Genomic DNA, 13,731 nt, shown 5'->3' on the forward strand with positions numbered 1-13,731 from the left:
GCATGCTCCTGCCAGCACTTCGGCCCGTGCCACGCCCATGAATATTGGTCTGGTCCACTGACGTGACCTGGGAAGCTTCGGTTCCGGCGGTGATCACAGGCCCTCACTAGACTGGACGGGCCCGACCGCCCGTCCGTATGAGCACCTTCAGGACTCGTCATCCACCTCCTCGCCTCCCGGCTCCGCCGGCTGCCCCCGTCCTGCGGCCCGGTCCGTCTGATCGGCATCGACGGACACGCGGGCTCCGGAAAGTCCACGTTCGCCCGGCAGTTGGCCGCCGCCCTCGGCGGCGTTCCCGTGCTGCACCTCGACGACATCGCCCGGCACGACGAACTGTTCGACTGGACCGGGCGGCTGCTGAGCGAGGTGATCGCACCGCTCGGCCGGGGCGAGACCGCGCACTACGCCCCCTACGACTGGCGCACCCGCCAGTGCGGAGCGCCCCGCGACGTGCCACCGGACCCGCTGATCCTGCTGGAGGGGGTCGGGGCCGGCCGACGCGCTCTGCGGCCGCACCTGGCGCACCTGCTGTGGATGGAACTGCCCCGCGAGGAGTCCTGGACGCGTGGCCGGTTGCGGGACGGGGCGGAACAGCGGGAGTTCTGGGACGGATGGGTCGCGGCGGAACAACGGCATTTCGCCGAAGACCCCTCCAGGCCCTTCGCCGACCTTCTGGTACGGCAGTGCCGGGAGGGATATGAGACCGCCAAAGGGCCTGCCGCGCCTGTTGGACCGGACCAGGATGTCACGCACGGTGACGGCTCGACGGCGATGTGTTGATCCTGTGAAGGCCCACTGACAGGAACTTGCCGGACTCCCCCAACTCGGCTTGACCGAGGGGCCGTACAGGTCTTACGTTCTCAATGTGCGGCCGTTCGAGGTCGCCCGCAGTCGCGAAGCCCCCGGTTGTTCCCCCGTGATCGGGGGCTTCGTTCTGCCCTCACCCGGGATTCCGGACGCTGTGAGGCGCGATTCGCTCACCCTGGGTCACCGCGCCCGATGCGCCCCATCTGCTCCCACCTCGCCAAACGGCCTGTGCGGCACCCTACGGCGAGCGACACCACCGCAGGTACGATGCCCTCGGTGCGACCTACGGACGGCTGCTCTGCACACCGATGCAACTCCGGTCCGCGGCACAGCGGTTGGACGAAGGCGGCCATCGGGCGACGGCCCGGTGGTGAAACCACGGGGGCACGGCTTGTGGGGGACGTGATGGATTTCGGCACGCAGGGCCCCGAGGCCCCGGCCGACCTCGCCTGGCTGCGGGGTGTGGACGCCTACACGATGGGCGCCTATCCGCAGGCCGAGGAGGAGTTCCGGGTCGCGGTGCGGATCGATCCCGGGATGGCCGACGGCTGGCTCGGGTTGCACGCACTGCGCGTCGACACGACGACCGCGCTGCTCCGGATGTTCCGGCACCGCGAGCGTTTCGGCGAACAGCGCACCCGGCATCGCAGGACGCTCAACTCCTGGTACTGGCTGGGGTGGTGGGTGCAGCCGGTCCTGGAGAGCCCGCGTGACCTGCTCCTCGCGCACGCCTCGCACTGGCTCGACGGCCGCCATGTCCCCGAGCTGGACCGGGCCCTCGCGGGACTGCCGCCGGTGGACACCGACCACCAGGTCCGCTTCCTGCACGCCTGCCGCGCCTATCTGGTCAAGGACTGGGACCAGTTGGTCCGGCACACCGACCCACTGATCGACGACGCCATGCTCGGCATCGAGGCAGGTCTGTTCGGCGGCATGGCCCGGGTCCGTCTGGAGACGTTCGGCCAGGCCGAGCCACTCCTGTCGGCGGCACTGATGCGCTGTCGCAGCGAACAGCCCCAGCGCAAGGAACTGCGCTACTGGCTGGCCCGCGCCCACGAGGGAACGGGCCGGTCCGCGGCCGCACTCCCCCTCTACCGGGCCGTGCACCGCGTCGACCCCGCCTTCATGGACACCTCGGCCCGGCTCGCCGCCATCGCCGAGAGCGACGGGTACGACGACCCCGCCGATCTCGCGGCGATCACACTCACCGGCTTCGGGCAGGACGTCCTCGAGGGGCCCGACGGGGTCGATCCCCTGTTCGGCATCGAAGGGCGGGAGTTGAGGCTCTCCGAGCCTGAGCCGCCGCCCAGTGGGCCCCTGCCCTCGATGACCGACCCGGCCGGACGGGAGCGCTCCGGCGTACCGGTGGGGCCGCTGCCCGCCGGACCCACCGATCCCGCCTTACTGGAGGAAGCCCTCACCGAACTGGAGCGCATGGTCGGCCTGGACCCGGTGAAACGCCAGGTCAAGGCGCTCTCCGCCCAGTTGAACATGGCCCGCCTGCGAACCGGCCAGGGCCTGCCGGTGCAGCCGCCCAAACGTCACTTCGTCTTCTCCGGCCCCTCCGGCACCGGCAAGACCACGGTGGCCCGCATCCTGGGGCGCGTCTTCTACGCCCTCGGTCTGCTGGGCGGCGACCATCTCGTGGAGGCGCAGCGGGCGGACCTGGTCGGGGAGTACCTCGGTCAGACGGCGGTGAAGGCGAACGAGCTGATCGACTCGGCCCTCGGGGGCGTGCTCTTCGTCGACGAGGCGTACTCCCTCTCCAACTCCGGCTACGGCAAGGGGGACGCGTACGGCGACGAGGCGCTCCAGGTGCTGCTCAAGCGGGCCGAGGACAACCGGGACCACCTGGTCGTGATCCTGGCCGGCTACCCGGAGGGCATGGACCGACTCCTGGCCGCGAACCCGGGGCTCTCCTCCCGCTTCACGACCCGCGTCGACTTTCCGTCGTACCGACCGCTCGAACTCACCTCCATCGGCGAGGTGCTGGCGAGCGAGAACGGTGACATCTGGGACGAGGAGGCGCTGGACGAGCTGCGCTCCATCGCCGGCCACGTGGTGGATCAGGGATGGATCGACGAGCTGGGGAACGGTCGGTTCCTGCGGACGCTGTACGAGAAGAGCTGTGCGTATCGGGATCTTCGCCTGTCGACGTATCCGGGCGTGCTGACGCGGGACGACCTGTCGACGTTACGGCTGGCGGACCTGATGCAGGCGTACGGGGAGGTGCTGTCGGGGCGGGGGCCGCAGGACCCGTCGACGACGTAGTCGTACGGCTACGGGCCGGTGGGGCTTGTCGCGCGCTTCCCCGCGCCCCTGAAGCAGTGGGTGCAGCCGGACATCCTTGACTGCACCCACCCCACCGGCCCGCAGCCGTACGACGACCCCTACGACGCCAACGCCTCCTCGCTGCTCCGAGGCTCGGCGACCCGGACCTCCGGCAGCTCCCGGTGAGCCGGATCCCGTACCTCGCCCACCAGCAGCTCCAGTACGTCCTCCAGCGCGACGAGCCCGAGCACCTTGCCCGAACCGTCCGCCACCTGGGCCAGATGCGTCGCCGCACGCCGCATCACCGTCAGCGCGTCGTCCAGCGGCAGATCAGACCTGAGCTTCGTCATCCGACGCCAGATCTGCTGGGGCACCGCCCGCTGCGAGTCCTCCAGATCCAGGACGTCCTTCACGTGCAGGTACCCCATGAAGGCACCGTTCTCCGCGGCGATCGGGAAGCGTGAGTACCCGGTGTGGCCGGTGAGTTCGATGATCTGGCCCGGGGTCACCGAGGGACGCACCGTCACCAGGGACTCCCACTTGAGCAGGACGTCCGTCACGGGACGGGAGCCCAGTTCCAGCGCGTCCTCCAGGCGTTCCTGTTCCTCGGGGTCCAGCAGGCCGGCCTGGCCGGAGTCCTCCACCAGCCGGTTCAGCTGTTCACTCGTGAACACCGCCTCGACCTCGTCCTTGGGCTCGACGTCGAAGAGCCGCAGGATGCCCCGGGCGCAGGCGCCGAGGGCGACGGTGATCGGCCTGCACACCCTCGCGAAGGCCACCAGGCCCGGGCTGAGCCACAGCGCGACCTTCTCCGGGGCGGCCATCGCGAGGTTCTTCGGGACCATCTCGCCGATGACCAGGTGGAAGAAGACGACCGCGGCCAGGGCGATCACATAGCCCAGCGGGTGGATCACGCCGTGCGGCACGTGGATCCACTCGAAGACCGGCTCCAGCAGCTTGGCGACCGTCGGTTCCGCGACGGCGCCGAGCGTCAGCGAGCACATGGTGATGCCGAACTGGGCCGCCGCCATCATCTGCGGCAGCCGCTCCAGGCCGTACAGCACCTGTCGGGCACGTGCGGTGCCGAGCGGTTCGATCTGGCTGCGGCGCACGGAGACGAGCGCGAACTCGGCGCCGACGAAGAAACCGTTGGCGAGCACGAGCAGCGCGGCGAAGAGAAGTTGGAGCACGCTCATCGGGCGGCCTCCATGACGTTCACGGTGGCGACCGTGCGGACCAGACGGACCCGCTCGGCCCTGTAGTGCCCGACCTGGCGCACGGTGAGCCGCCAGCCGGGCAGCTCTGCCCGGTCTCCGACGGCGGGGATACGGCCGAGCAGGTCGGCGACCAGCCCGGCGACGGTTTCGTACGGTCCTTCGGGCACGTCGAGGCCTATGCGCTGGAGGATGTCGACCCGGCAGCTGCCGTCGGCGTCCCAGGTGAGACGGCCGTCCTCCGAGGGGGCGGCCGCCAGTTCAGGAGTTTCGTCGGACGCGTCGTCGTGCTCGTCGCGGACCTCGCCGACGATCTCCTCGACGATGTCCTCCAGGGTGACCACGCCGGCCGTGCCGCCGTACTCGTCGACGACGACGGCGATGGGCTGTTCGTTGCGCAGCTGGGCGAGGAGGGGCTGGACGGGGAGCGTCTCGGGCACCAGCAGCGCCGGGCGGGCGATACGGCGCACGGGTGTCCGCAGCCGGTCCTGCGCCGGGACCGCCAGGGCGTCCTTGAGGTGGACCATGCCGACGATCTCGTCGATCTTCTCGCGGTAGACCGGGAAGCGGGACAGCCCGGTGGCGCGGGTGAGGTTGACGACGTCCTCGGCGGTCGCGGAGGCCTGGAGCGAGCTGACCTTCACGCGCGGGGTCATGACGTGCTGTGCCGTGAGCTCACCGAGGGACAGTGTGCGCACGAAGAGGTCCGCGGTGTCCTGCTCCAGGGCACCGGCCTGGGCCGAGTGCCGGGCCAGGGAGACCAGCTCGCCGGGGGTACGGGCGGAGGCCAGCTCGTCGGCGGGCTCGATGCCGAGGGCGCGGACGAGGCGGTTGGCGACCGCGTTGAGGGCGGCGATCACCGGTCGGAACAGCCGGGCGAAGACATGCTGGGGGCCCGCGACGAAGCGGGCCACCTGCATCGGCTTGGACACCGCCCAGTTCTTGGGCACGAGCTCGCCGATCACCATCTGCACGGCGGAGGCCAGCAGCATGCCGACGACGACGGCCACGCCGGAGACCGCGCCCTCGGGGATGCCGATGGCCGTGAACGGGCCGTGCAGCAGTTCCGCGAGTGCCGGTTCGGCGAGCATGCCGACGACGAGGGAGGTGATGGTGATGCCGAGCTGGGTGCCGGAGAGCTGGAACGACAGCTCCTTGAGCGACTCGGCGACCCTTCGGGCCCGTCGGTCGCCTTCGGCTGCGGCCTTCTCTGCGTCCGTGGCCTCGACGGTGATCAGGCCGAACTCGGCTGCCACGAAGAAGCCGTTGGCCAGGATCAGCAGGAACGCCGCTCCTAGGAGCAACAAGGGGATGGTCATGCCGCCGCCTCGATGGGTCGGGAGGGGGCGGCGCATGTACTACAGGACGATCCGTCCATCGCTGGAGGGAGTCACTCCTCGGGTAGCAGGAACAAGGTGCTGGAACAACGCAGGGCGGAGGCGCATGGAAAACGCCTCCGCCAACAGATTAATCAAGACATGGGCACCTGCGGCAGGGTCAAAGCCCCCAAGTCAGCCCTGATCTTCGTCCGGGCGGGCTGTGGAGCGGGCCTCGGCGAGTGCGCGCAGGGCTTTCGCATCGGCGATGGCCCGCTGCTTGGCGATGCCCGGCTGGATGCCGAGCACGGGCAGGCTGGTGCCGTCGCTGAGGTTGAGGAACACCCACGGATCGCCGGGACGCAGGTTCACCTGCACGATCTCGGCCCATTCCAGACGGCGCCGGCCGGCGATGTTCTGGACGGTGACCCCGGACTCGTCGGCGACGACCTTCACCCTGGCCAGCATGAACAGCACACCGGCGAGCAGAGCCCCGGTGAAGATGAAGCTCAGGCGCTCGCCGGGACCGAGCTGCTCAAGGAGCAGCGCGATCACCGTGATCACCACGAAGATCGCGGTACCGGCGGCCAGCAGGACCGCACGGGTGCGGCCCGGCCGGAAGGTGACGGGGAGGTCGGGCAGTTCGGAGGACATCTGGCGGGACCCCTCAGAGACGGCAGGCGTGGATGGCCGTCGTCAGGATGGCCCGCGCGCCGATGTCGTACAGGTCGTCCATGATCCGCTGCGCCTCCTTGGCGGGGACCATCGCGCGGACGGCCACCCAGCCCTCGTTGTGCAGCGGGGACACCGTCGGGGACTCCAGGCCGGGCGTGAGCGCGACGGCCTTCTCCAGCTGCTCGACGCGGCAGTCGTAGTCCATCATCACGTACGTCCGCGCCACGAGGACGCCCTGGAGGCGGCGCAGGAACTGCTGCACCTTGGGCTCTTCCACGTCCGCGCCGGTACGGCGGATGACGACGGCCTCGGACTTCATGATCGGCTCGCCGAAGACCTCCAGGCCCGCGTTGCGCAGGCTGGTGCCGGTCTCGACGACGTCCGCGATGACCTCGGCGACACCGAGCTCGATGGCGGTCTCGACGGCGCCGTCGAGGTGGACGACGGAGGCGTCGATGCCGTTCTCGGCGAGGTGCCCCGCGACGATCCCCTCGTACGAGGTGGCGACGGTCTTGCCCTTGAGGTCCTCGATGCCGTTGGCCTCGCCGGGCTTGGACGCGAAGCGGAAGGTGGAGCGGGCGAAGCCGAGCGGCAGGATCTCCTCGGCGTGGGCGCCGGAGTCGATCAGCAGGTCGCGGCCGGTGATGCCGATGTCGAGCTGGCCGGAGGAGACGTAGATCGCGATGTCCCGGGGGCGGAGGTAGAAGAACTCCACGTCGTTGACCGGGTCGACGATCCGCAGTTCCTTGGACTCGCGGCGCTGCTGGTAGCCGGCCTCATGCAGCATGTCCGCCGCAGGGCCTGACAGGGAACCCTTGTTGGGGACGGCGATGCGCAGCATGAGGTCGGCTTCCTTTGCTCTCAGGGGTGGTTGCGGCGACTGGTCTTACAGGTGGGCGTAGACGTCGTCGAGCGAGATCCCGCGCGCGACCATCATCACCTGGACGTGGTACAGCAGCTGCGAGATCTCCTCGGCGGCCGCTTCCTTGCCCTCGTACTCGGCGGCCATCCAGACCTCGGCGGCCTCTTCGACGACCTTCTTGCCGATGGCATGGACGCCCTTGCCGACCAGTTCTGCGGTGCGGGAGGTGGCGGGGTCGCCGTTGGCGGCCTTGTGTTGGAGCTCGGTGAAGAGCTCCTCGAACGTCTTATTGGACATGGTGGCGCCCACTTTACGCGTAAGGCCGGACCACCTAACGCCACGGTTCGGATACTGAGCGGAGGGTGGCCGCCGTGGCCACGGCGGCGGTCACCGCCTCGTGTCCCTTGTCCTCGTTGGAGCCCTCGATGCCCGCGCGGTCCAGGGCCTGTTCCTCGGTGTCGCAGGTGAGAACGCCCATGCCCACGGGCACGCCGGTGTCCACCGCGACCTGGGTGAGGCCCTGGGTGACGCCCTGGCAGACGTACTCGAAGTGCGGGGTGCCGCCGCGGATCACGACACCGAGGGCGACGATCGCGTCGTAGCCTCGGCCCGCGAGGACCTTGGCGACGACCGGGAGTTCCCAGCTGCCGGGGACCCGGAGCAGGGTCGGCTCGTCGATGCCCAGGTCGTGCAGGGCGCGCAGGGCGCCGTCGACCAGTCCGTCCATCACCTTCTCGTGCCACTGGGCCGCGATGACGGCGACCCTCAGGTCTCCGACATTGCGTACGGACAGGTCCGGTGCACCCTTGCCGCTCACGTTCTTACGTCTCCTCGGTGTGCGATTACTGGTTACTGCAGGTGGACACCGGGGCGGTGTCCAGCCAGGGCAGGTCGTGGCCCATCCGGTCCCGCTTGGTGCGCAGGTAGCGGAGGTTGTGCTCGCCCGCCTGTACGGGCATCGGCTCCCGTCCGGTGACCTTGAGGCCGTGCCGCAGGAGCGCCTCGGACTTGTCGGGGTTGTTGGTCATGAGGCGCAGACTGCGGACGCCGAGGTCCTGAAGGATCTGCGCGCCGGCGCCGTAGTCCCGGGCGTCGGCGGGCAGGCCGAGTTCCAGGTTGGCGTCGAGGGTGTCGCGGCCCTGTTCCTGCAGCTCGTACGCCCGCAGCTTGGACAGCAGGCCGATACCGCGCCCCTCGTGGCCGCGCAGGTAGACCACCACTCCCCTGCCCTCTGCCTGGATGCGCTCCAGGGAGGCGTCCAGCTGGGGGCCGCAGTCGCAGCGCAGGGAGCCGAAGATGTCGCCGGTGAGGCACTCGGAGTGGACGCGGACCAGGACGTCCTCGCCGTCGCCGATCTCGCCGTGCACCAGGGCGACGTGCTCGACGCCGTCGACGATGGAGCGGTAGCCGTACGCCGTGAAGGCGCCGTGGGCGGTGGGCAGCCGGGTCTCGGCCTCGCGGCGGACCGTGGGCTCGGCGGCCTGGCGGTAGGCGATCAGGTCCTCGATGGAGATGATCGTCAGGCCGTGCTTGCGGGCGAAGGGGATCAGCTCGGGCAGCCGGAGCATACGGCCGTCCTCGCCGGCGATCTCCACGATCGCGCCGGCCGGCCGCAGTCCCGCGAGCCGGGCGAGGTCGACGGCGGCCTCGGTGTGGCCATTGCGGGTCAGGACACCGCCCGCCTTCGCGCGGAGCGGGAAGATGTGGCCCGGGCGGACGAAGTCGGTGGGCCCGGCGTCGCCGCTCGCCAGGAGCTGAAGCGTGGTCGCGCGGTCGGATGCCGAGATCCCTGTGGTCACACCGTGAGCGCCGGAGGCGTCCACGGACACTGTGAACGCGGTTTTCATCGACTCGGTGTTGTCGTCGACCATCTGCGGCAGCTTCAGCCGGTCCAGTTCGTCGCCCTCCATGGGGGCGCAGATCAGGCCGCGGCACTCGCTCATCATGAAGGCGACGATTTCGGGGGTGATCTTCTCGGCGGCGACGACGAGGTCGCCCTCGTTCTCACGGTCCTCGTCGTCGACGACCACGATGGGGCGGCCGGCCGCGATGTCGGCGACGGCCTGCTCGACCGGGTCCAGCGCGAAGTCCTCGAACCCGTCGGTGCTGTAGAGAATCGGCGGGACAGAGGGGGCGGCGCGAAGCGGCTCGTTCAGGGCGGTGGTGGGTGACGGGCGGGCGGTCATGCCGGCGCTCCTTCCAGGACGGGCCGTGCGGACTCGCGGGAGCGCAGCCACCAGTCGCGCATGCCCCACAGGACGAGCGCGCCGTAGATGACGTAGACGAAGCCGGAGAAGGCGTAGCCGTTGGCGAAGTTCAGCGGGACGCCGACGAGGTCGACGAGGAGCCAGGCGAACCAGAACTCGACCATGCCGCGCGCCTGGGCGTACATGGCGACGATGGTCCCGACGAAGATGTAGGCGTCCGGCCAGGGGTCCCAGGACAGGGTCGGGTAGGCCTTGAAGAGGAGGGCGACCACGACGGTGCCGGCGGCGGCCGCTCCGGTCATCACCGCGCGCTCGGTCCAGGTGGCGAACCGCGGGGCGATGTGACCGTCTCCGGACTGGCCCTTGTTGCGGTTCCACTGCCACCAGCCGTACAGGGCGACGACCATGACGACGGCCTGCTTGCCCGCGCTGCCGGTGAGGTGTCCGAAGAAGGCGCCGAAGAGGATGAGGCCGGAGGCGAACTGCACCGGCCAGCTCCACAGGTTGCGCCGCCAGCCGAGCGCGAGGGCGATGAGGCCGAGGATGTTGCCGATCATGTCCGACCAGAGGATGTGCTGGCCGAACAGGGTGAAGGCCTCGGTGTTGAGGGAGTTCACGTCCCCGCCCCCTGACTGCTCGCGAGCAGGCGCTCGACGTACTTGGCGACGATGTCGACCTCGAGGTTGACCGGGGCGCCGGGCTGCTTGAGGCCGAGCGTGGTCAGGGCGAGGGTGGTGGGGATGAGGCTGACGGTGAAGTAGTCGGGGCCGGCGTCCACGACGGTGAGGCTGATGCCGTCGACCGTGATGGAGCCCTTCTCCACGACGTACCGCGCGAGGTCCGAGGGCAGCGAGATCTTGATGATCTCCCAGTTCTCGGAGGGCTTGCGCTCCAGGACCTCGCCGGTGCCGTCCACATGTCCCTGCACGATGTGCCCGCCGAGGCGCGCGCCGACGGCGGTGGGGCGTTCGAGGTTGACGCGCGAGCCGACGCCGAGGGCGCCCAGGCTGGAGCGGTCGAGGGTCTCGGCCATGACGTCGGCGGTGAACTCGTCGCCCTCGTGGTCGACGACGGTGAGGCACACGCCGTTGACGGCGATGGAGTCCCCGTGTTTCGCGCCCTCGGTGACGACGGGGCCACGCAGTCGGAAGCGACACGCGTCGCCGAGGTTCTCGACGGCGGTGATCTCGCCCAGCTCTTCGACGATTCCGGTGAACACTTCCCGGGTCCTCCCTGCCTCATTCGGGCACGGACTCCGGGGCTGTCGATGACGACAGAATGTACGGGCAGGAACACCGGGGGCGACGCCGGACGCACTCGTCCCTCAGGACGAACGGATACGACGGCGCGCACGAATGCCCGCCCGCCGCGCACTGCCTCCCATCCGGACTTTAACCGTCGGTCCAGGAATTTCACCTGGTCAACCGACCGCTGGAAGCGATCGGGTCGCGGACTGTAACCGCCGGTTCGGACTTTCACCGACCCCGGAGTGCGCTGCTACTGGTACAGACTCAGTCTGCCACGCCCGATCCTCGTCCATACGGGCGAACGGTGTGCTGTGGCTCACAGCCCTGCTCGCGACCTCATCTCCCCACCCCTTGACCTAATGGTCTAGTCCTTTTTAGGGTCGCCATGGATGGACACCCGTCAAGACGGGCCCGGCGGCGGTGAAGACGGCCCTTGCCCGCCGCCGGGTCTCCTTCCCCGGTCAGCGCGCGTCCGCCAGGACAAAACTCGGGGCGCGCGCACCCGAACACGCCGTGCCGAAGGGGGCGTTCGCGGACTATCCGCGGGCCGGTGCGGGCCCACGCGGCGGTGCCGCAGGACCCTTGTGCCCCCGAAGGGGGGCGAACACCTCGTCCTGGGCCCTGTCCCGTGCGGTGAGCAGGGCTCCTCGCAGGACCGCTCCCCCTCCCAGCGCGCTCGCCCGTACCTCCGTGGACAGGGGTGACATCCGGCGGACCCGGCGCTCCACCCGTGCCGCGAGGTCCGCCCCGCCGGCCTGGCCGACCTCGCCCGCCAGAACCAGACAGCCCGGGTCGACAATGGCGACGACCGAGGCGACTCCTATGGCGAGGCGGTCGGCGAGGGCGTCGAGGAAGTCCGCCGAGGCGCTCGCCACGGCCTCCCGGACCACGCGTGCGGCCAGCGGCTCGTAACCGTCGCCCTCGACCACCAGTCCGTACTCCCCGGCGAGCGCCACGATGGCCGCCGAGCCCGCCAGGGAGTGGAAACCTCCCTCGCAGTCCACCGCGGACGGCAGTCCACCCGTGCCCGGGACGGGCAGGAAGCCGATCTCGCCCGTGCCGCCCGAGGCACCCCTGCGCAGGGTGCCGTCCAGGACCACGGCCGCACCCGTGCCGTGGCCGAGCCAGAGGAGGACGAAGGTGCCCCGGTCGCGGGCCACGCCCTCCCGCTGCTCCGCCAGTGCCGCCAGATTGGTCTCGTTCTCCACGTGCGTGCGGGTCTCGGGGAACCGTTCCTGGAGCGCCAGCACCAGTCGCCGGTGCCATTCGGGCAGGCCGCCGGAGTCGCGGAGTTCACCGGTGGCCGGGTCGATGAGGCCGGGGGCGCCGATGCCGACGGTGTGCAAGTCGGGCACCCCGGCCTCCTTCGCCGTCCGCTCGACGAGCGCGACCGCCTGTTCGACCGCGGGCCCCGTGCCGGTGTCCCCGCCGATGGGCACCGACGCCTCGGCCAGCACCCGCCCCAGCAGGTCGGACACGGCGACGGAGACGCCCTCCGTGCGGACGTCGAGGGCCGCGAGATGAGCCTGGTCGGCGACGATGCCGTACAGCCGCGCGTTCGGGCCGCGGCGCTGCTCCCCCGACTCCCCGACCACGTCGATCAGTCCGGCGGCGGCGAGGCGCTCGACGAGGTCGGCGACCGTCGGCCGGGACAGTCCGGTGAGCTGCTTCAACTGCCCCGCCGTCAGCGGGCCTTCCTGCTGCAGCAGACGCAGGGCGTGCCGGTCGTTGATGGCCCGGGCGGTGCTCGGGGATGCGGGCATGCCGGGCATCCTCTCAGATCCGTGGTGCCGAATACGCGCTTTCTAACAGGCAGGGTTCCTGATAGTTTACGGCGGCGGTGTCGGGACGACGAGGATCCGGGAGGGGCAAAGGCATGAGCGGTGTGGTTCAGGTGTCGGCAGAGGTACGTCGGGCCCGGTATGCCGTGGCCGCCGTGTTCGCCGTGCACGGGGCCGTGACCGGCTCGTTCGCGACACGGGTGCCGTGGATCCAGGACCATGCCTCCTTGAACGCGGGGCAGTTGGGCTTCTCCCTGGCCTTCACCGCGTTCGGCGCGTCGTGTTCGATGCCTCTGGCCGCCCGGGTCAGCCACCGTTTCGGCAGCCGCACGGCGCTGCGCGGGCTGATCACCCTGTGGACCCTGTCTCTGGTCCTGCCGTCGATCGCGCCCAACCTCTACACGTTGTGCCTCGCGATGTTCGCGTACGGGGCGAGTGCCGGCATGGCCGACGTGGTCATGAACGCGCTGGGCGTCGAGGTCGAGAACCTGCTCGGCAAGTCGATCATGTCCAGTCTGCACGGCATGTGGAGCGCGGGCGCCCTGGTGGGCTCGGCGGGCGGCACGCTCGCCGCACATCTGGGCTCGGACGCGCGCGTGCACTTCGCGCTGGCCTCGGCCTGTCTCACCCTGCTCGGCCTGCTGGCCTGCCGGTGGGTCCTCGATGTGCAGGCCGCCGAGGACGAGGAGCCGCCGCCACGCTTCGCGCTGCCCCCGAAGTCGGCCCTGCTGATCGGGACGGTCGGTTTCTGCGCGGTGTTCGCGGAGGGCGCGAGCCTGGACTGGTCGGCGGTCTATCTGAAGGACCGGCTCGACGCCTCGGCGGGACTCGCCGCGGCCTGCACGACCGGCTTCATGCTCACCATGGCGGTGGCCCGGCTCGTCGGCGACACCGTCGTCAACCGCTTCGGGTCGGTCCGTACCGTCCGCCTGGGCGGTGTCCTCGCCGCCGCCGGCGGAGTGCTCATCGTCGTCGCGGGCCATCCGGGGGTGGCCATGGCCGGGTTCGCCCTGATGGGTCTCGGTATCGCCGTCGTCGTACCGCTGTGCTTCGCGGCGGCGGGGCGCAGCGGGCCCAATCCGAGCCAGGCGATCGCGGGCGTCGCGACCATCACCTACACCTCGGGGCTCATCGCGCCGAGCCTGCTGGGCGGCGTGGCCCAGGCCACCAGCCTGATGGTCTCGTTCGTCCTGGTGACGGTGCTGGCCGGCGGGATCGTGGCCTTCGCGGGGGTACTGCGCTCCGGTGACCGCGACCGGCCGAAGCTCAGCCCGCCGGCCGCGGCGGTTCCCGGCCCGCGGCCCTGAACTCCTCGCTCCGGAGCGGGGCGCGGCGCGTAGGCCGTGTGCGG

General features: G+C 70.4%; 13 protein-coding genes and 1 riboswitch. Of the genes, 3 read left to right on the forward strand and 10 right to left on the reverse strand.

All coding sequences use genetic code 11. From position 1 onward, the window contains the following. Positions 1-159 precede the first annotated feature (159 nt). Both OHT57_RS09020 and OHT57_RS09025 read left to right on the forward strand, forming a co-directional pair. Positions 160-780 carry a uridine kinase family protein gene (locus OHT57_RS09020; protein WP_328753155.1) on the forward strand — a complete coding sequence of 207 codons (621 nt, stop codon included), beginning with the start codon at positions 160-162 and terminating at the stop codon, positions 778-780. A gap of 432 nt (positions 781-1,212) precedes the next feature. After that, the gene (locus tag OHT57_RS09025) at positions 1,213-3,078 is read left to right on the forward strand and encodes an AAA family ATPase (protein ID WP_328745551.1); all 1,866 of its coding nucleotides are present in this window, start codon (positions 1,213-1,215) and stop codon (positions 3,076-3,078) included. Between the two features lie 119 nt (positions 3,079-3,197). On the opposite strand, the gene OHT57_RS09030 is transcribed toward OHT57_RS09025, so the two are convergent. The 10 genes from OHT57_RS09030 to OHT57_RS09075 form a co-directional block, all read right to left on the reverse strand. Continuing rightward, the gene (locus tag OHT57_RS09030; RefSeq protein WP_328745552.1) at positions 3,198-4,274 is read right to left on the reverse strand and encodes a hemolysin family protein; all 1,077 of its coding nucleotides are present in this window, start codon (positions 4,272-4,274) and stop codon (positions 3,198-3,200) included. Further along, positions 4,271-5,611 carry a hemolysin family protein gene (locus tag OHT57_RS09035; RefSeq protein WP_328745553.1) on the reverse strand — a complete coding sequence of 447 codons (1,341 nt, stop codon included), beginning with the start codon at positions 5,609-5,611 and terminating at the stop codon, positions 4,271-4,273. The genes OHT57_RS09030 and OHT57_RS09035 overlap by 4 nt, the downstream gene beginning before the upstream one ends. 192 nt (positions 5,612-5,803) lie before the next feature. Beyond that, complete coding sequence (locus tag OHT57_RS09040) at positions 5,804-6,262, reverse strand: PH domain-containing protein (protein ID WP_328745554.1); 459 nt, start codon at positions 6,260-6,262, stop codon at positions 5,804-5,806. Between the two features lie 13 nt (positions 6,263-6,275). Continuing rightward, positions 6,276-7,124: an ATP phosphoribosyltransferase gene (hisG, locus tag OHT57_RS09045; RefSeq protein WP_328745555.1), complete on the reverse strand. Its 849-nt coding sequence runs from the start codon at positions 7,122-7,124 to the stop codon at positions 6,276-6,278. Positions 7,125-7,169: 45 nt separating this feature from the next. Further along, positions 7,170-7,442: a phosphoribosyl-ATP diphosphatase gene (locus tag OHT57_RS09050; RefSeq protein WP_020117406.1), complete on the reverse strand. Its 273-nt coding sequence runs from the start codon at positions 7,440-7,442 to the stop codon at positions 7,170-7,172. 34 nt (positions 7,443-7,476) lie between these two features. Continuing rightward, on the reverse strand, positions 7,477-7,962 hold the full coding sequence (gene ribH / locus OHT57_RS09055; protein ID WP_328745556.1) for a 6,7-dimethyl-8-ribityllumazine synthase: 486 nt from the start codon (positions 7,960-7,962) through the stop codon (positions 7,477-7,479). Positions 7,963-7,987: 25 nt separating this feature from the next. Continuing rightward, entirely contained in the window at positions 7,988-9,331 is a 1,344-nt protein-coding gene (locus OHT57_RS09060; RefSeq protein WP_328745557.1) for a bifunctional 3,4-dihydroxy-2-butanone-4-phosphate synthase/GTP cyclohydrolase II, read from the reverse strand. Next, entirely contained in the window at positions 9,328-9,969 is a 642-nt protein-coding gene (locus tag OHT57_RS09065) for a nicotinamide mononucleotide transporter family protein (protein ID WP_328745558.1), read from the reverse strand. Before OHT57_RS09065 ends, OHT57_RS09060 begins: the two co-directional genes overlap by 4 nt. Then, positions 9,966-10,571, reverse strand: a complete 606-nt coding sequence (locus OHT57_RS09070) for a riboflavin synthase (RefSeq protein WP_328745560.1) — start codon at positions 10,569-10,571, stop codon at positions 9,966-9,968. The genes OHT57_RS09065 and OHT57_RS09070 overlap by 4 nt, the downstream gene beginning before the upstream one ends. 147 nt (positions 10,572-10,718) lie before the next feature. Next, positions 10,719-10,849: riboswitch (FMN riboswitch) on the reverse strand. 286 nt (positions 10,850-11,135) lie between these two features. After that, complete coding sequence (locus tag OHT57_RS09075) at positions 11,136-12,362, reverse strand: ROK family transcriptional regulator (protein ID WP_328745561.1); 1,227 nt, start codon at positions 12,360-12,362, stop codon at positions 11,136-11,138. 113 nt (positions 12,363-12,475) lie between these two features. On the opposite strand from OHT57_RS09075, the gene OHT57_RS09080 reads away from it, so the two are divergent. Next, on the forward strand, positions 12,476-13,687 hold the full coding sequence (locus tag OHT57_RS09080) for an MFS transporter (RefSeq protein WP_328745562.1): 1,212 nt from the start codon (positions 12,476-12,478) through the stop codon (positions 13,685-13,687). The last annotated feature ends 44 nt before the right edge of the window (positions 13,688-13,731 follow it).

Origin of the sequence: Streptomyces sp. NBC_00285, from assembly GCF_036174265.1 — a bacterium.
Taxonomy (GTDB): Bacteria; Actinomycetota; Actinomycetes; order Streptomycetales; family Streptomycetaceae; genus Streptomyces.